Raw genomic sequence first — 17,828 nt, forward strand, 5'->3', positions numbered from 1 at the left:
CCCATGGCTACCGACCTGTACTCACAACTCGTTCACTCGGCGCCCGGAAACTTCCTCGCCAAGCAGCTCGGCATCCCCCAGCCCGAGACGCTGCGCCGGTACCGCGCCGGCGAGCCGCCGCTGGCCGGCTCCCTGCTCATCGGCGGTGATGGCCGTGTCGTGGAACCCCTTCGCCTCGCGCTGGCCGAGGACTACGACGTGGTGTCCAACAACCTCGGCGGGCGCTGGGCCGACTCCTTCGGCGGGTTGGTGTTCGACGCCACCGGCATCACCGAGCCCGCCGGGCTCAGGGGCCTCTACGAGTTCTTCACGCCGCTGCTGCGCAACATCGGGCCGTCGGGCCGCGTCGTCGTCATCGGCACGACGCCCGAAGAGGCGGGCAGCCCCCACGAGCAGATCGCGCAGCGGGCGCTGGAGGGATTCACCCGCTCACTGGCCAAGGAGATGCGCCAAGGCGCCACGGTGTCGCTGGTGTACCTCTCCCCTGACGCGAAGCCCGCCGCCACCGGGCTGGAGTCGACGTTGCGATTCATCCTGTCGGGCAAGTCGGCCTACGTCGACGGCCAGGTGTTCCGGGTCGGCGCGGCCGACGCTGCGCCGCCCGCCGACTGGGACAAGCCGCTCGACGGCAAGGTGGCGGTCGTGACGGGTGCCGCACGCGGTATTGGCGCCACCATCGCCGAGGTGTTCGCCCGCGACGGCGCGAAGGTGATCTGCGTCGACGTAGAAGGTGCCGCCGAACCGCTCGGCATCACCGCGACCAAGGTGGGCGGCACCGCGCTGACGCTCGACGTGACCGCCCCCGACGCTGTCGACCGCATCACCGAGCACGTGCGGGAGAACTACGACGGCAGGCTCGACATCCTTGTCAACAACGCAGGCATCACCCGCGACAAGCTGCTGGCGAACATGGACGACTCCCGGTGGGATGCGGTTGTCGCGGTGAATCTCCTTGCCCCGCTGCAACTCACCGAGGGACTGGTGGACAGCGGCATCCTCGGTGACGGCGGCCGCGTCGTCGGTCTTTCGTCGATGGCGGGCATCGCGGGTAACCGCGGTCAGACGAACTACGCCGCCACCAAGGCGGGCATGATCGGCCTCACCGATGCGCTGGCCCCCAAGCTCGGCGAGAAGGGCGTCACCATCAACGCCGTCGCACCCGGCTTCATCGAGACGAAGATGACCGAGGCCATTCCGCTGGCCACCCGCGAGGTCGGCCGCCGGCTGAACTCGCTGTACCAGGGCGGCAAGCCCGTCGATGTCGCCGAGGCCATCGCCTACTTCGCGAGCCCTGCTTCGGTCGCCGTCACCGGCAACACGATCCGGATCTGCGGCCAGGCCTGGCTGGGCGCCTAGGGTGAGCACCGTGACTCAGCCCTCCGGCCTGAAGAATCTGCTGCGCGCCGCGGCGGGAGCCCTGCCGTTCGTCCCGCGCAGCGACTCGCTTCCCGACCGCACCCTCACCGTCGAGGACCTCGAGATCGACCCCGCCAACGTCGCCGCGTACGCCAACGTCACGGGGTTGCGGTTCGGCGACGCCGTCCCGCTGACGTATCCGTTCGCGTTGACGTTCCCTACCGTCATGGCGTTGGTGACCGGCTTCGATTTCCCCTTCGCCGCAATGGGTTCGGTGCACATCGAGAACCACATCACCCAGTACCGCCCGATCGCGGTCACCGATACGGTCGGTGTCACCGTGCATGCGGAGAACCTTCGCGAGCATCGCAAGGGCCTGCTGGTCGACATCGTCACCGACATTAAGGTCGGCAACGACACCGCATGGCATCAGGTGACGACGTTCCTGCATCAGCAGAAGACGAGCCTGTCGGATGAGCCGAAGCCACCGCAGGAGAAGCAGAGCAAGCTCGGGCCGCCGAACGCCGTGCTGCGAATCACGCCAGGGCAGATCCGTCACTACGCGTCGGTCGGCGGGGATCACAACCCGATCCACACCAACCCGATAGCGGCCAAGCTGTTCGGCTTCCCCACCGTCATCGCACACGGAATGTTCAGCGCCGCAGCGGTCTTGGCCAACATCGAAGGTTCACTGCCGGATGCGGTGAAGTACTCGGTGCGGTTCGCCAAGCCGGTGGTGCTGCCGGCAAGCGCCGGCCTGTACGTCGAGCGTGTCTCCGACGGCTGGGAGCTGAACCTGCGCGATATCAAGAAGGGTGAACCGCACCTGAAGGGAAGCGTCAGCGCACTCTAGCCGACAACGTTCTGCGCCTCGTAGAGCCTTTTGTACAGGCCCCCTTGCGCGATCAAGGTGCCGAGCCCGCCACCGACCTGAGCAGGCCGTCATCTCGTGCAACGAGCGGACCGCGCAAACCCCATACGCCGCTGAGGTTTCCATTTTCGCCCGCCTCCGCGATGACCTGCACCATCGGCCCGAAAGCGGCAGCCGAGACATAGGGCAGCGCCGAAGCGATCACGCACCGCCCGCAGCATGCCAACCTTTGTCTTAAAGTCAAGCGGTGACCGCACAGAAGATGCCGCCCGCCACAGTCGTCCGCATCCTCGAGCGCGCCCGCCACCTCCTGGGCCGTGCTCATCAGCGCAGCGTGCCGGCGGCCGGCGCGATGATGGAGATGATCCTCTGGGCGTGGCGCGTGCAGGGCATCTCCGTGGCCGCCGAACTGAGGGTTGCCGATGCGCTGGCCGACGGCCCGCTGACCGCCGACGAACTGGCCCGCCGCGTCGGTGCCGACCCCGACGCGCTCGGCCGGCTGATGCGGGCGCTGATCAGCGAGGGCATCTTCAGGCGCCGCCGCGACGGCCGGTTCGCGCTCAACGCGCTGGGCGAAACCTTGCGGACGGACGCCCCGATGTCGATGGCCGGTATGGCCCGCATGGTCGGCCATCCGCATTACCGCGAGCACTGGAGCGGCTTGGTCGACGCAGTCCGAACCGGGGAGGCCTATCCGCCCAAACTGCGGGGCATGGGGTCGTGGGAGTGGCTCGAGACACAGCCCGAGTTCGCCGCAGTATTCAACGACGCCATGACGAGCGTTTCGGAGTTCGCCGTTGCACCCGTGATCGCCGCCTATGACTTCGCACAGTTTTCGACCATCATTGACGTCGGCGGCGGACACGGCAGGCTGCTCGCGGCGATCCTCGATGCGACGCCCGGCGTCCGAGGTGTGCTTTACGACCTCCCCCAAGTCGTCGAGGGCGCGCCGGAGTTGCTGACGAAACACGGTGTGGCCGAACGGGTCAAGGTAGAGGCCGGCTCCTTTTTCGATGCCGTGCCCGCCGGCGGTGATGCCTACGTGCTCAAGAACGTCATTCACGACTGGCCCGATGCGGAGTCCCTGACGATCCTGCGAAACATCCGGACCGCCGCTGAACCGGGCACCACGCTGCTGCTCGTCGAGTTCGTGATTCCCGACCACGACCGTGAGTTCATCGGCAAGTGGGCGGACATGGAAATGCTCGTCCAGGTCGCCGCCCGCGAACGGACTGCCGACGAGTATCGAAAGCTCTACCAGCAGGCCGGTTTTCAGATGACACGCGTGGTGCCGACGGCTGGTCCGATCAGCCTCATCGAGGGGAAGGCGGTCTAGCCGCCTGCGGCCGTCGCGGCGGTGGCGTCCTTTTCGCTCGGCGTGGCCCTCAGCCCTCGCCAGAACAGGTTGATCATCAGCTCGGCGGCCTCGTCGACGTCGGCGTCGCCGATGCTGACTTGATTGGCAACCGCCTCGCCCGCACCCACCAGGGCGACCGCCATCATGTTGAAGTCGGCGTCGGGTTCGGGGTGTCGGGTACCCGACTGCAGCAGCCTGGCCACCAGGTCGACGATCCGCTCGCGACCCTCACGCACCGTGTGCGCGAACGCCTGCGAACTGGTCGCCTGCGTGTACAGCACGATCCACGAGGCGCGGTTGGTGTCGATGTAGTTCAGGAACGACAGCACGGCGTTGCGTAACAGATCCTTCGGGCTCTGGCTGAAGTCGATCTCGCCGCGCACGGTTTCCACGAACCGGCTCAGCTCGCGGTCTAGGCACGCACCGAACAGTTCTTCCTTGGAGCCGTAGTACAGATAGAGCATCGGCTTGGAGATCTCGGCCTGAGCGGCGATCGCGTCCATCGATGTCTCGTGATAGCCGTTGATGGAGAACATCTGCACCGCGGCGTCGAGCATCTGCTGCTCACGGACGGCACGCGGAAGTCGTTTCGTACCACCTGCCATGACTCGAGAATAGCTGGTCAGGGGAGAAGCTCGGTCCGGCGCTGCTCCTCCCACAGCGCCATCCGGGTGCGCGCCGGTTCACCGAGTGCGTCCATCACCAGCGGGATCAGCAACTCGGTGAGCAGGAAGCCCGCGGCCATGCTCTGGAACGTCGTTCCGACCGTGCTTGACGCCGCGAGCACCACCTCGGCGTCGGGTGCCACCGGACACGCCAGGTCGTCGGTGATCAGCAGGACCGTCGCACCCGCGCGGTGCACCCGCAGCGCGAGGTCCGCGGCGCTGCGCTGGTAGCGGTGGTAGTCGAACAGTACGACGACGTCGGCGCGCGACAATTCGAGCATCGCGCCCATGTCGCCGCCATCAGGATCGGCGAGCAACCGCACCCCCGGCCGCAGCTGTTCGAGGTGGGCGGCCAGGTGCACGGCCAGCAGATGCGAGAAGCGACCGCCGTGCAGATAAACCGTCCGCCCGGCGTCCGACAACAACGCGACTGCGGCATCGAGCGCCGAGGTGGGCAGCGCCGCAAGCGTTTCGACGGCTCGCTCGTTCTGGGCGCGAGCCTGCTGCAGCAACCGGTCGAGAGAACCACCTGCGGGCGGCGCATCCGGCAACCGGTTGATCGGGCCGTTCGACAGGGCCGACAGCTCGGCCCGCAACGCGACCTGCAGATCGGTGAACCCGTCGTAGCCGAGCGACTGCGCGAACCGAAGCACCGTCGGCGGACTGACCTCGGCGCGCTCGGCCAGCCGGGCGGCGCTGGCCAGCCCGGCGCTCGGATAGTCGGCGAGCAGGATCCGACCGACCCTGCGTTCGGCCTTGCTCAGCGTCGGCAATGCGGAACTCGTCCGCACGGCGACCGTCTCCTGCGTCACCGGGTCGAGGGGGTCATCAGCGGCAGCGTCGCCATCGACAGGTCGTACATCGAGATCGAGGTGACGCTCTCCGGCTCCAGCGGGCGCCAGTCGACGTCACCGAACCCCGTCGACGCGATCACCACCCTGTCCCCGTCGGGCCGTGCCCAACGCATTCCGAAGTAATCCTCGAGGTGCTCGGCGGGCAGGTCGGCAGCCGTGATCTCCGCGATGTCCTCATCCGGCAGCCGACTGCGCGCATGTGCGTGCACGGCGATCAGCTGGTCCTCGCCCAGGATCAGGGCATTCAGGCTGGCGTCGGGAAACAGTTCACGCAGCGCAGACACCGCCCGCCTGACCGCCTCGGCCAAATCCGGTGACGAGGCACGATGCTGGCGGATCAAGCCGAAATAGCGCTCGCTGTCGGTGGCGCCGCGGATGGTCGCGGCGGTCTCGGGTGTGAGCAGCTCGTCGAGCATCCCGATCGGTTTGATGGACCCGTTGTGTGCCATGGCGATCTGCTGCGCCACAAACGGGTGTGAGTTCTCCGGCCGGACAGCGATGCCGGTGGTCGCCCAGCGCAGATGAACCAGGCTCGCGGCCGACCGCTGGTCATGTGTCGCGGCGGCGAAGTGCGGATCGTCGAACGCGCTGCCCGCCGACACCTCGATCTTCGGGTCGTGGCCGGGCAGTCGGACACGCGCGGCGCCCCATCCGTCGCCGTGGATTTTCGTCAGCGCGACGAAGTCCTTGAGGACCTCCTCACCGACGGCCCGCGACACCGAGACGGGGGTGGCGGAGACGACACCCAACAGTCGGCACATGGCGACACCCCTTCGACGGAACGCAACCGAAATTTAATGAATCAATCCTCTAGCGCAGATCTTAGAGATCATGAAACATTTATGACATACACGGCTCGCATACTCGTGACGTCCGAGGAGGTTCAATGCCGCTGTCCACCGACGTCGAGGAACTTCGTGCCGGGGGCGTCGCACTCGTCGCGGGGTCGATCACCGACCTCGCCGGAGTGACCCGCGCGAAGTACGTGCCGCTGCGCCGGCTCGAATCCTTCCAACGCTCAGGCATGGGAGTTTCGCCGTCGTGGAGTGTCTTCTGCGTCGACAGCGGCATCGCCTTCACCGAGAACATCGGGGTGGACGGCGACCTGCGGATCCGCATCGATCCCGCCGACCTTCGGGTGATCGACGACGGCATCGCGTGGGCGCCGGGCGACCTCACGAACCAGGACGGCACCGCCGCCGCGCTGTGCACCCGATCGCTGCTGGCCGGTGTCGAATCCGCCTTCCGCACAAAGGGATTGACCGCGTTGGTCGGAGCAGAGCTCGAAGCCACGATGCTGTCGCCCGACGCAGGCCACGCGACGAATGAGCCGTGGTCACCGTACAGTGTGCGCACCTCGTTGGACCGGTCGGCGTTCCTCGTCGACCTCGCCGCGGCAGCCGAGCGTGCGCAGCTACCCGTCGAGCAGATCCACACCGAGTACGGCCACGATCAGATCGAGGTGTCGCTGGCGCCCAACACTCCGGTGGCCGCGGTCGACACCGTCGCGGCGACCCGCATCGTGATCGGCCGCGTCGCCGCCAGGCACGGCCTGCGAATCTCGTTCTCCCCGGTGCCCTTCGAAGGCGAGGCGGGCAACGGCGCGCACCTGCACATGTCGCTGGCCGACGACGCCGGGCCGCTGTTCTCCGGGGGCCGGGGGCCACACGGCATGCGCACGGCAGGCGAGTCGGCGATTGCCGGGGTGCTGCAGACGCTGCCTGACCTTCTCGGTGTCTACGCGGGATCCGTGCTGTCGGCGGCGCGGCTGAAACCCGGCAACTGGGCAGGGGCGGCGCAGTGCTGGGGTCTGGAGAACCGCGAAGCCGCGGTGCGATTCGTGGCGGCCACGCCCGGAACTCCGCACGGCGCCAACGTCGAGCTCAAGCTGATCGATCCGAGCGCCAACCCCTACCTCGCGGCGGTTTCGCTTCTCGGCAGCGCTCTGCGCGGCATCGAGCAGGGGCTCGACCTGCCCGCCGAGGTGCCGAAGGACCCGTCGAAGGCCGCGCAGCCGCCGACAATGCTGCAGACCGACCAGCAGTCGGTGATCAAGGCCCTCGAGACGTCGCCGGTCGCCGCGCAACTGCTGACCCCCGCGGTGATCGAGGGCCTGGTTGCGGTCCGCCGCTATGAGATCGCCACGTTCGGCGACCGGCCACTGGCCGAAACGACCAAAGCACTGCGGCTGGCCTGGAGTTGCTGACCGAATTCACTGCACGAAGGAGATATCGATGACCACGAGCACACCGGCAGGCCCGTCGGACGAGGTCGACCAGATCCCGCGGCGGCAGCTGCCGTTCTGGGTGGCGCTGGCGCTGTCGGTCGCCCTCGTCGGGCCGACCCTGGCGATGTCGGGAAACGGTCAGGGCCTGATCGGCACCGTTGGGAAGTCGATCCCGTTGGTGTTCCTGATCGGCTTGGTCGGCGTATCGCTGGTCGGCTACAGCTTCGTCCGGCTGACCCGGCACCTCAACCACGCCGGCTCGTCGTACGGATTGGTCGGCGGCACCATCGGGCCGAGGGCGGGATTCTTCGCCGGCTTCGCGATGCTCGGCGCCTATTGGGCGTTCTCGATCGGCACGCTCGCGTTGACCGCGGCGTTCACCAACGCGTTCATCGCCGCCATGCAACCCGACAACGAAAACCCGTCCCAGGCGCCGTGGGTGGTGATCGTCGTCATCGCCGCCGTGGTCTCGTTCCTTCTCTCCGGCCGCGACATCAGGCTGCTCGCCAAGATCCTTCTCGCCATCGAGGGCGTCGGGATCCTGGCCATGGTCATCCTCGTCATCGTGATCTTCGCCAAGGGAGGTGCGCCGTCGACCGGAATCGACTTCTCGGTGTTCTCCTTCTCCGGCGGTGGCGTCACGCCATCGGCGGTTCTCGCAGGCGTGGTCGCAGCATTCCTGTCCTGGGCGGGTTTCGAGGCGTGCGCATCCATGGGTGAGGAGACCGACAACCCCGGCCGCAACATCCCGCGCGCGCTGGCGGGCACGCTGCTACTGACCGGCGTGCTGTTCGTCGTCGTGATGTTCGCTCAGGTCAACGGGTTCGGCACCGACCAGGCCGGGCTCGACGCGTTCCAGAGTTCGGGAAACACGTTGGGCGACCTCGGCAATACCTACGTCGGCCAGTGGTTCGGCCTTGTCGTGATCCTCACCGCGATCGTGTCCGCGTTCGGCTGTCACCTCGCGACATCGGCGACCTCGGGACGAATGCTCTATGCGTTCGCCCGCGACGGCTTCGGCCCGAAAGCGCTGGCGCACATCCACGCCGCGACCGGTGGCCCGCGCCGCGCCACCTGGCTGGTCGTCGTTGTCGCACTGGTGGTCAACCTCATCTGTGCGGCGCTCGGCTGGCCGGACATGGGCACCGGAAACGACGCGATCGACACCTACTTCCTTTTCGCCGTCGCGGGTTCGGTCTGCCTGATGGTGTGCTACCTGCTGGTCGAGATCGCCGCGGCGTGGTTCGTCGGCGCGCCGAAGTTCCTCGACGTGCACGGCGGCAAGGGCAAGGCGCTCGGCCTGGCGCTGCCGTTGCTGGGTGCGCTGGTGATCGTGGTGGTGCTGTGGTTCAACGTCAAGGACGCCGAAACATGGTCCGCTGCACCGCTTCTCGGTCTCTACTGGTGCATCGTCGGGTTGGTCATCGCGCTGGCGGCCTCGGGTATCGCCAAGCGCGTCGGCGAATCGCTGTCGGCCGAATTGAACTTGAAGTCGTGAGCACGCTCTACGAGCGGGACGAAGCCTCGATCGCGGGCATCGAGAAGCTGCGGTTCTTCCCGCTCGAGGTGGTGTCCGGGCACGGCTCGACACTGGTCACCCCCGACGGTCGCGAACTGCTCGATCTGTCGGCCACCTGGACGGCAAGCGGCCTCGGCCACGGCCACCCCGCGGTCGTCGAAGCGGTCAGCCGGGCAGTGCGCACGGCGCCTGGCGCGGGCGGGCTTTCAGCGGTGCATCCCGATTCCGTCGGCCTTGCAGAGGATCTGCTGGCACTGGTCCCTGGCACCGGCGAACGACGGGTCTATCTGGGACACGCGGGGTCTGACGCCTGCGATGTCGCCCTTCGGGCGTGCAGACACGCGACGGGCAAGCGCACGGTGGTCGCGTTCGAGCACAGCTATCACGGCGGCGTTGGCGTAGCGATGGGCGTTTCGGGCGTGCACGTCGACGCCGGGGCGACACCGGATGCCGACGTCGTCTTCCTTCCCTACCCCAACCCTTTTCGGTCCGCGAGCGGCGATGTCGACGCCGACGTCGCCGCGTGCCTTGACCTCGCCGAGACGCACCTGTCGACGGGGTCCATCGCCTGCTTGATCGTCGAGCCGATTCTGTCCGACGGCGGGCTCGTGGTTCCGCCGGACGGCTTCCTCGCGCAACTGCATGAACGCTGCCGTGCCCACGGCGTGCCGATGATCTGCGACGAGGTCAAGATGGGTCTGGGCAGGCCGGGCACCATGCACGCGTTCGAACACGACGGCGTGGTGCCCGACATCGTGGCGTTCGGCAAGGTGCTCGGCGGCGGACTTCCGCTGTCGGCTGCGGTCGGCCCCGCGGAGATTCTCGACGAGCCGCCCGCCGCGGCGCTGCTGACCACCGCGGGCAACCCGGTGTGCACGGCGGCAGGCCGGGCGGTGCTGGCCACGATCGTCGCCGACAGGCTTGCCGAGCACGCGGCGAAAGTCGGTGCGGCCCTTGCGGACGCGCTACGAGGACTGGCCGGGTCGCCGGGCGCCGACCGCATCGGCGAGGTGCGCGGTCGCGGCCTGGCGATCGGGCTGGAACTCGTCGACCCGCAGACCGGTGACCGCGACCCGCGGTTCGCCGCGCAGGTCGTCTACCGAGCCTGGGAGTTGGGTGCGGTGGTGTTCTACGTCGGCGGCAACGTCCTGGAGATCACGCCGCCGCTGGTGTTGACCGAGGACGAGGCGGCACGGGCGGCCGCCATTCTCGGCGACGCCATCGCGGACGCCGCCGCAGGGAAGGTGGACGCGGAGGAGGTCGCGCGGTATGCCGGCTGGTGAAGCGCCCGACGTTTTCAGCGGGCTGGAGGATCGGGTGCCCGACGCACTGGCCGATCGTCTGCGCACCATTGCGTTGGTTGACCATCACGTGCACGGCGCGTTCAACAAGCCGATCGACCGGGCCGGCTTCGAGGCATCGATCAACGAAGGGTCGACCGATCCCGTTCCTGATTTCATGACGATGTTCGACTCTCCGCTCGGCCTGGCGATCCGGCGTTGGTGCGCACCGGTTCTGGGGTTATCGGCGCATGCGCCCGCCGACGACTACTGGGCCCGCCGCAGCGAGCTCGGCCCCGACGAGCTGGCCGAAGCGATGCTGGCCGGGGCGGGCGTATCCCGCTGGATCGTCGACACCGGGTTCAAGGGCGACCTGCTCACCACGCCCGAACAGCTCGCTGAGCTCAGCGGCAGGCCGGCATCGGAGATCCTGCGGCTGGAACGACTGACCGAGGATCTGCTCGAGACGGGGACCGATCCCGACGACTTCCCCGCCGCGTTCCGGGCTGCCCTGCAGGCGGCGGCGGACTCACCGGACATCGTCGGCACCAAGACGATTGCCGCCTACCGCACCAACTTCGACATCGACTGGTCGCGCCCGACCGACGTCGCGGTCGTCGAACACGCCCGTTCACTCGCCTCGCACGGCAACGACTTACGGGTCGACAGCCCCGTTCTGATCGCCTTCGGCGTGCACGAGGCCGCTGAACACGGGCTGCCGGTGCAGGTGCACGTCGGCTTCGGAGACCGCGACCTCGATCTCAACCGCACCGATCCGCTGCTGCTGCTTCCGCTGTTGCGCGCGATGACACCGGTACCGGTGCTGCTGTTGCACTGCTACCCGTTCCACCGTCAGGCCGGTTACCTGGCGCAGGCGTTCGATCACGTGAACTTCGATGTGGGCCTTGCCATCAACTATCTCGGCAGCCGATCGGTCGCGCTTGTCGGCGAGGCGCTCGACACCGCGCCCTTCGCCAAGCAGCTCTACTCGTCGGATGCCTTCGGCCCGCCGGAGCTCCACCTGCTCGGGGCGGTGCTGTGGCGGCGCGCCATGGGCCTGGTGCTCGGCGAGTGGGTGCGCACCGGCGACTGCGCCGAACAGGATGCGATCGCGATCGTCGACATGATCGGCGTGCACAACGCCGCCCGCGTCTACGGCCTGTAGCTCAGCCCGTCAGCACTTCGGATTGGGCCCCTTCTGGCCTGCCACCTTCAGCACCGCCTCGTCGACGCGGCCCTGCGAGAGCTCTCCCGCCGCCAAGGCCTTCTCCAGCCCGTCCAGCACCGCGGGCACTTCGTCGGTGGTCACCCACAGCGCCACATCGGCACCGGCCTGCAGCGCCTTGAGCACTGCGTCGGCCACGCCGTAGCGCTGGTTGATGGCACCCATGCTGGACAGGTCATCGCTGTAGACAAGGCCACCGAACCCGGGGCCGCCGTAGCCGCCCGAGCGGAGCAGCCCGTAGGCGGCCGGACTGAGGCTGGCGGGAACGTTGCCGGTGAGGCCGGGCACCTGCATGTGGCCGACCATGACGGCGACCGGCGCCTCGGTGGTCAACGTCTGGTACGGGATGAGGTCGCTGGTTCTCAGTTCGTCCAACGGCGGGGTGACGACGCCACCCTCGTGGGAGTCGCCCGACGCGTGACCGTGGCCGGGGAAGTGCTTGAGCACCGGCAGCACGCCGGCGTCGCGCAGCCCTTGGGCATAGGCGCCTGCGAACGCGATGACCTGCGCGGGATCCGAGCCGAACGAGCGATCGCCGATCACCTCGTCATCGGATTCTTCTGTGACGTCGACGACCGGCGCGAAGTCGATCGTGACGCCGAGATTGCGCATGGCCTGACCGCGCTGGAACGCGATGCCGCGGACCTCGTCGGGGGTCCTCGTCTGCGCGAGCACCCGGGGCGACGGCTGGGCGCCGATCAGGTTCGCCAGGCGGGACACCCGGCCGCCCTCCTCGTCCACGCTCACCGCGAGCGGCAGCGGGCCTGCTGACCCGGCGATGTCGGCCAGGGGCGGGCCCATCATCGACAGGTCGGTCCAGCTGCCGATCATGATGCCGCCGACGTGCTGGTTGTCGACCACGGCGCGAGCGTCGTCGGCCCCCGTGACACCGACCATCAGCAGCTGGGCCAGCTTGTCGCGGGTCGACATCGCCGCAAGCACGTCGCCGCAGGCGGGCGGCACGGGTGCGGCGGGCAGCGGCCGGTCCATCGAGGTGTTCGACGGTTTGGGCTCTGCGGAGGGCTTCTCGGGGGTGGACGAGCAGCCCACCAAAAGGCCGGTCAGCGCCGCAATGGCACCCAGGAGACGGGGAAGGGACATGTGCGCATGTTAGTTTGGGCCGCATGGACCGGTTTCTGGTGCCCGCTGCGGCAAGCATCGTCGTCGGCCTATTGCTCGGTGCGGCCGCCATCTTCGGGATCACGCTGATGGTGCAGCAGGACACCAAGCCGCCGGTGCAGGCAGGCGATCCGGCGTCGGCCGTGCTGAACCGTGTCGAGTACGGCGACCGAAGCTAGGTTCGCGCCGCCCCTTGCTCGCCGCTGGCTCTGGCTGGTCGCGGCTGTAACGCTGGCCCTGACGTTCGCGCAGTCGCCGGGCAAGATCTCGCCGGACACCAAGCTCGACCTCACCGCCAACCCGCTGCGGTTCCTGGCGCGCGCGCTGAACCTGTGGAACAGCGAGCTGCCGTTCGGCCAGGCGCAGAACCAGGCCTACGGCTACCTGTTCCCGCACGGCGCCTTCTTCCTCATTGGCGACATCGCGGGGCTGCCGGGCTGGGTGACCCAGCGGCTGTGGTGGGCGCTGCTGCTGACCGTCGGATTCTGGGGGCTGCTGCGGCTGGCCGAGGCGTTGGGCATCGGCTCGCCGGGCTCGCGGGTGATCGCCGCCGCGGCGTTCGCGCTGTCGCCGCGTGTACTGACCACGATCGGCGCCATCTCGTCGGAGACACTGCCGATGATGCTGGCGCCGTGGGTGCTGCTGCCCGTGGTCGTTGCACTGCGCGGTTGCGATGGGTCCACGGCCGCAGGCCAGGGGTCGGTTCGGGTACTCGCCGCGCGGTCGGCGCTGGCGCTCGCCCTGATGGGCGCGGTCAACGCGGTGGCCACCCTCACCGGCTGTCTGCCGGCGCTGATCTGGTGGGCCTGCCACCGGCCGAACCGATTGTGGCTGCGGTTCACCGCATGGTGGGCCCTCGGTGCGGTGCTGGCCGTCACCTGGTGGGTGGTCGCGCTGGTCATGCTCGGCCGGATCAGCCCGCCGTTCCTCGACTTCATCGAATCCTCCGGTGTCACAACACAATGGACGTCGCTGACGGAGATGCTTCGCGGCACCGACAGCTGGACCCCGTTCGTCGCGCCCGACGCCACCGCAGGCGCGACACTTGTCACCGGCACGGTTGCGGTGCTGGCCACCACACTGGTCGCCGCGGCGGGCCTCGCCGGGTTGGCGATGCGCACGATGCCTGCCCGCGGTCGGCTGGTGACGATCCTGCTGATCGGTATCGCGCTGCTGGCCGCCGGATATGCAGGTGGCCTCGGATCGCCTCTGGCCCATGCGGTTCAGATGTTCCTGGACGCGGGCGGAACCCCGCTACGCAACGTGCACAAGCTGGAGCCCCTGATCCGGTTGCCCTTGGTGTTGGGCCTGGCCCATCTGCTCGGCGGCCTGCCGCTGCCGGGGTCGGTGCCGCGGCGGGAGTGGGTGCACAGCTTCGCGCATCCCGAGAACGACAAGCGGGTAGCCGTCGGGATCGTGGTGCTGGTCGCGGTGACCACCGGCACGTCGCTGGCGTGGACGGGTCGGCTGACCCCACCTGGCGCGTTCGACGCGATCCCGCGGTACTGGCACGAGACGGCGGCCTGGCTCGACGAGCACAACAAGGGTTCGCCTCCGGGCAGGGTGCTGGTAGCGCCTGGTGCCCCGTTCGCCACGCAGGTGTGGGGATCCAGTCATGACGAGCCGCTTCAGGTGCTCGGCAGCAGCCCGTGGGGTGTGCGCGACTCGATTCCGCTGACACCCCCGGAAACTATTCGCGCGCTGGATTCCGTGCAGCGGCTTTTCGCGGCGGGAAGACCATCGGCCGGTCTGGCGGATACCCTTGCCCGGCAGGGTATTTCGTATGTCGTGGTCCGGAACGACCTCGACCCGGAGACGTCGCGGTCGGCAAGGCCGGTGCTGGTACACCGGGCGATCGACGGCTCACGGGGACTGTCGAAGGTCGCCGAGTTCGGAGAACAGGTCGGGCCGGGCACGCTGCAGGGCTTCATCACCGACAGCGGATTGCGGCCGAAGTACCCGGCGGTCGAGATCTATCGCGTTGATGCTCCCGCCCAACCGGGTGCTCCGTACCTCACCGACACCGACGCGATGGCCCGCGTCGACGGCGGACCTGAGGCGCTGCTGCGGCTGGACGAGCGACGCAGCCTGACTCACCAGCCGCCGCTGGGGCCCATGCTGCTGACCGCGGACGCGCAGCGCGCAGGGCTCCCGACACCGGTCGTCACCGTCACCGACACCCCGCTGGCCCGCGAGACCGACTACGGGCGCGTGGACGACCATTCGTCGGCGATCCGCGCGGAAGGCGATGCGCGGCATACCTTCAACCGCGTACCCGACTATCCCGCAGGCGATGCCCGCCTGGTACACGGCGACTGGGGCGGCGGCCGCATCTCGGTGTCGAGTTCGGCGGCGGACTCCACCGCACTGCCCAACGTCGCGCCCGCGGCAGGACCGACCGCCGCCATCGACAGCGACTCGTCGACAAGCTGGGTGTCCAACAGCCTGCAGTCCGCAGTCGGCCAGTGGCTTCAGGTCGATTTCGACCATCCCGTCACCAACGCCACGATCACCGTCACACCCAGCGCGACGGCGGTCGGCGCGCAGGTTCGTCGGATCGAGATCTCCACGCTCAACGGCACGAGCACGCTGCGCTTCGACGAGCCGGGCAAGCCGATCACCGCGGCGCTGCCGTACGGCGAGACGCCGTGGGTGCGGATCACCGCGGTCGGCACGGACGACGGGTCACCCGGCGTGCAGTTCGGCATCACCGATTTCACCGTCACCCAGTATGACGCCTCCGGTTTCGCCCAGCCGATCGAACTGCGCCATACCGTTTCTGTCCCCGGACCGCCGCCGAATGCCGCTGTCGCACAATGGGATCTGGGGTCGGAGTTGCTCGGCCGGTCCGGTTGTGCCGACGGACCCGACGGCGTGCACTGCGCGGCGACCATGGCGCTCGCCCCGGAAGAGCCGGTGAACCTCAGTCGCACACTGTCGGTGCCGGAACCCATATCGGTGACGCCGACGGTGTGGGTGCGTCCGCGGCAAGGGCCGAATCTCGCCGACCTGATCAGACAACCCGGCACGGCGAGGGCCGAAGGCGACTCCGACCCAATCGACGTACTCGGCTCCGTCTACGCGGCCACCGACGGGGACCCGCACACCACGTGGACCGCACCGCAGCGCGTCGCGCAGTTCCGCACGCCGCCCAACCTGACGGTGAAACTGCCTGCCGCCCAAGAGGTGGGCGGCCTGCGGCTGACTCCGAGTACCTCGACGCTGCCCGCGCATCCGACGCTGGTGGCGATCGACCTCGGCGACGGCCCACAGGTACGCCGCCTCACCGGCGACACAGCACAGACGGTATCGCTGCGGCCGACGCTCACCGACACGGTCAAGGTTTCGCTTCTCGACTGGGACGACGTGATCGACCGCACGGCACTGGGTTTCGATCAGATCAAGCCGCCGGGCCTGGCCGAGATCACGGCACTGGATGCACGCGGCAGGCCCATCGCGGCTGCCGACGCCGCGCGCAACAGGGAGCGTCTCGTGACGCTGCCGTGTGGCCGCGGGCCGGTCATCGCGGTCGCGGGCCAGTTCATCCAGACCGAGATCGACACCACCGTCGGCGCGTTGCTCGACGGCGACCCGATTCCGGCGAAGGCATGTCGGCCGGACCCCATCGCGCTGCCGTCGGGACAGCAGGAACTGCTGATCAGCCCTGGCGCGGAGTTCGTCGTCGACGGCGGGGCGCTCGTCGGTCCCCTTGGCCGTCAATTGCCGACCGCCGCAACGATCCTCGTTCAGACGCACACATGGAGTGCCGACCATCGAGAGGTGGATGTGCCTGCGTCGCAGGCGTCGCGCATCCTGGTGGTGCCCGAGAGCATCAACCCGGGTTGGACCGCCCGTACCGTCGACGGCGCCGAGCTGAGCCCGGTGACCGTCAACGGCTGGCAGCAGGGCTGGGTCGTGCCTGCGGGCACGTCAGGCAGCATCACCTTGTCGTTCGGCTCCAACACCGTCTACCGCGCCGGCATCGTGGGCGGGCTGGCGCTGCTGCCGATCCTCGCGCTGCTGGCGCTGGTGCCCGCGCGCCGCTCACCGCCGCGCGCCGACCCGGCGGAGCCATGGCGGCCCAGTGGTGTCGCGACGGGTGCGGCGATCCTCGTCGTCGGCGCCGTCATCTCAGGCATCGCAGGGGTCGTAGTCGTCGGCGCGGCGATCGGCGTCCGGTACCTGCTGCGCGATCGGCCCCGACTCAACGACGCCCTCACCGTCGGCACAAGCGCGGGCGGGCTGATCCTGGCAGGCGCGGTGCTGTCGCAGAACCCGTGGCGTTCGGTGGACGGCTACGCCGGGCACTCCGCGGGCGTCCAACTGCTTGCGCTGATCTCGGTAGCGGCGCTTGCCGCGTCGGTAGCATCAGCGGGGTGCCGCAACTCAATACCGTTCGAGGAGAGATCGATACCGCCGACCTCGGAGTGACGTTGATGCACGAACACGTCTTCGTGCTGTCCCCTGAGATCAACGACAACCACCCCGAAGTCATCGGCGACGAGGCGAAGCGGGAGTCCGATGCGATCGAGCGCCTCAACGAGCTCAAGTCGCGCGGAGTCGACAGCATCGTCGACCTGACGGTGATCGGCCTCGGCCGCTACATCCCGCGCATCGCCCGCATCGCCGCGGCCACCGACGTCAACATCGTCGTCGCCACAGGCATCTACACCTACAACGATTTGCCGATGTACTTCCACTTCCGCGGACCCGGCACGCTGCTGGACGGCCCCGAGATCATGACCGACATGTTCGTCAGCGACATCACCGAGGGCATTGGGGGCACCGACATCAAGGCGGCAATCCTCAAATGCGCCACCGACGAACCGGGCGTCACCCCCGGCGTCGAGCGGGTGCTGCGCGCGGTCGCGCAGGCTCACCGCCAGACCGGCGTTCCGATATCGACACACACCCATGCCGCTACAAGGCGGGGGCTGGAGCAACAGCGGATCTTCACCGAGGAGGGTGTCGACCTGTCCCGCGTCGTGATCGGGCACTGCGGCGACTCCACCGACATCGGCTATCTGGAGGAGTTGATCGGCAACGGCTCCTATATCGGCATGGACCGGTTCGGCCTCGACACCTTTTTGAACACCGAGCAGCGGGTGAACACCGTGGCGACGATGTGCGAGCGGGGGAACGCCGACAAGATGGTGCTGTCCCACGACGCCGCGTGCTTCAACGACTGGCTGCCGGAGGAGATCATCCCCGTCGCCATGCCGAACTGGCATTACCTGCACATCTCCGACGATGTGCTGCCCGCCCTGCAGCAGCGCGGGGTGACCGACGAGCAGATCACCACGATGATGGTGGACAACCCGCGCAAGATCTTCTCCGCGCAGGGCGGCTACTGAG

The 17,828-nt window shown here is 68.4% G+C and carries 14 protein-coding genes; 10 read left to right on the forward strand and 4 right to left on the reverse strand.

Annotated features, from left to right (window positions below; genetic code table 11):
• Nucleotides 1–3 precede the first annotated feature (3 nt).
• The 3 genes from QOJ24_RS14590 (at nucleotide 4) to QOJ24_RS14600 (ending at nucleotide 3,563) form a co-directional block, all read left to right on the forward strand.
• Nucleotides 4–1,356 carry a 3-oxoacyl-ACP reductase gene (locus QOJ24_RS14590; protein WP_526262334.1) on the forward strand — a complete coding sequence of 451 codons (1,353 nt, stop codon included), beginning with the start codon at nucleotides 4–6 and terminating at the stop codon, nucleotides 1,354–1,356.
• Nucleotides 1,357–1,366: 10 nt separating this feature from the next.
• Entirely contained in the window at nucleotides 1,367–2,209 is an 843-nt protein-coding gene (locus QOJ24_RS14595; protein WP_526262336.1) for a MaoC/PaaZ C-terminal domain-containing protein, read from the forward strand.
• A 280-nt stretch (nucleotides 2,210–2,489) separates the two neighbouring features.
• Entirely contained in the window at nucleotides 2,490–3,563 is a 1,074-nt protein-coding gene (locus QOJ24_RS14600; RefSeq protein ID WP_526262385.1) for an ArsR family transcriptional regulator, read from the forward strand.
• On the opposite strand, the gene QOJ24_RS14605 is transcribed toward QOJ24_RS14600, so the two are convergent.
• From QOJ24_RS14605 to QOJ24_RS14615, 3 genes are read right to left on the reverse strand one after another with little or no spacing between them, the layout of a single operon-like run.
• A complete protein-coding gene (locus QOJ24_RS14605; RefSeq protein ID WP_526262337.1) occupies nucleotides 3,560–4,189 on the reverse strand; it encodes a TetR/AcrR family transcriptional regulator in 630 nt (209 codons plus the stop codon). The genes QOJ24_RS14600 and QOJ24_RS14605 overlap by 4 nt on opposite strands.
• 17 nt (nucleotides 4,190–4,206) lie before the next feature.
• Nucleotides 4,207–5,061, reverse strand: coding sequence for a MurR/RpiR family transcriptional regulator (locus QOJ24_RS14610; RefSeq protein ID WP_526262339.1), 855 nt, complete (start codon nucleotides 5,059–5,061; stop codon nucleotides 4,207–4,209).
• A complete protein-coding gene (locus QOJ24_RS14615; protein WP_526262341.1) occupies nucleotides 5,058–5,864 on the reverse strand; it encodes a class II glutamine amidotransferase in 807 nt (268 codons plus the stop codon). Before QOJ24_RS14615 ends, QOJ24_RS14610 begins: the two co-directional genes overlap by 4 nt.
• A gap of 125 nt (nucleotides 5,865–5,989) precedes the next feature.
• On the opposite strand from QOJ24_RS14615, the gene QOJ24_RS14620 reads away from it, so the two are divergent.
• Genes QOJ24_RS14620 through QOJ24_RS14635 form a run of 4 tightly spaced genes read left to right on the forward strand, consistent with a single transcriptional unit; the run spans nucleotide 5,990 to nucleotide 11,294 of the window.
• Nucleotides 5,990–7,309: a type I glutamate--ammonia ligase gene (locus tag QOJ24_RS14620; protein WP_526262343.1), complete on the forward strand. Its 1,320-nt coding sequence runs from the start codon at nucleotides 5,990–5,992 to the stop codon at nucleotides 7,307–7,309.
• A gap of 28 nt (nucleotides 7,310–7,337) precedes the next feature.
• Entirely contained in the window at nucleotides 7,338–8,828 is a 1,491-nt protein-coding gene (locus QOJ24_RS14625) for an amino acid permease (protein ID WP_526262345.1), read from the forward strand.
• Nucleotides 8,825–10,132: a class-III pyridoxal-phosphate-dependent aminotransferase gene (locus tag QOJ24_RS14630; RefSeq protein WP_526262347.1), complete on the forward strand. Its 1,308-nt coding sequence runs from the start codon at nucleotides 8,825–8,827 to the stop codon at nucleotides 10,130–10,132. Before QOJ24_RS14625 ends, QOJ24_RS14630 begins: the two co-directional genes overlap by 4 nt.
• Nucleotides 10,119–11,294 carry an amidohydrolase family protein gene (locus QOJ24_RS14635; RefSeq protein ID WP_526262349.1) on the forward strand — a complete coding sequence of 392 codons (1,176 nt, stop codon included), beginning with the start codon at nucleotides 10,119–10,121 and terminating at the stop codon, nucleotides 11,292–11,294. Before QOJ24_RS14630 ends, QOJ24_RS14635 begins: the two co-directional genes overlap by 14 nt.
• A 9-nt stretch (nucleotides 11,295–11,303) precedes the next feature.
• On the opposite strand, the gene QOJ24_RS14640 is transcribed toward QOJ24_RS14635, so the two are convergent.
• Complete coding sequence (locus tag QOJ24_RS14640) at nucleotides 11,304–12,455, reverse strand: glycoside hydrolase family 3 N-terminal domain-containing protein (protein WP_526262351.1); 1,152 nt, start codon at nucleotides 12,453–12,455, stop codon at nucleotides 11,304–11,306.
• A 23-nt stretch (nucleotides 12,456–12,478) separates the two neighbouring features.
• On the opposite strand from QOJ24_RS14640, the gene QOJ24_RS14645 reads away from it, so the two are divergent.
• From QOJ24_RS14645 to QOJ24_RS14655, 3 genes are read left to right on the forward strand one after another with little or no spacing between them, the layout of a single operon-like run.
• Nucleotides 12,479–12,652 carry a DUF2613 domain-containing protein gene (locus tag QOJ24_RS14645; protein ID WP_105348436.1) on the forward strand — a complete coding sequence of 58 codons (174 nt, stop codon included), beginning with the start codon at nucleotides 12,479–12,481 and terminating at the stop codon, nucleotides 12,650–12,652.
• Complete coding sequence (locus tag QOJ24_RS14650) at nucleotides 12,627–16,904, forward strand: alpha-(1->3)-arabinofuranosyltransferase domain-containing protein (RefSeq protein ID WP_526262353.1); 4,278 nt, start codon at nucleotides 12,627–12,629, stop codon at nucleotides 16,902–16,904. Before QOJ24_RS14645 ends, QOJ24_RS14650 begins: the two co-directional genes overlap by 26 nt.
• A complete protein-coding gene (locus QOJ24_RS14655) occupies nucleotides 16,850–17,827 on the forward strand; it encodes a phosphotriesterase family protein (RefSeq protein ID WP_526262355.1) in 978 nt (325 codons plus the stop codon). Before QOJ24_RS14650 ends, QOJ24_RS14655 begins: the two co-directional genes overlap by 55 nt.
• The last annotated feature ends 1 nt before the right edge of the window (nucleotide 17,828 follow it).

The organism is Mycobacterium sp. (genome assembly GCF_032159775.1).
Lineage (GTDB): Bacteria > Actinomycetota > Actinomycetes > Mycobacteriales > Mycobacteriaceae > Mycobacterium.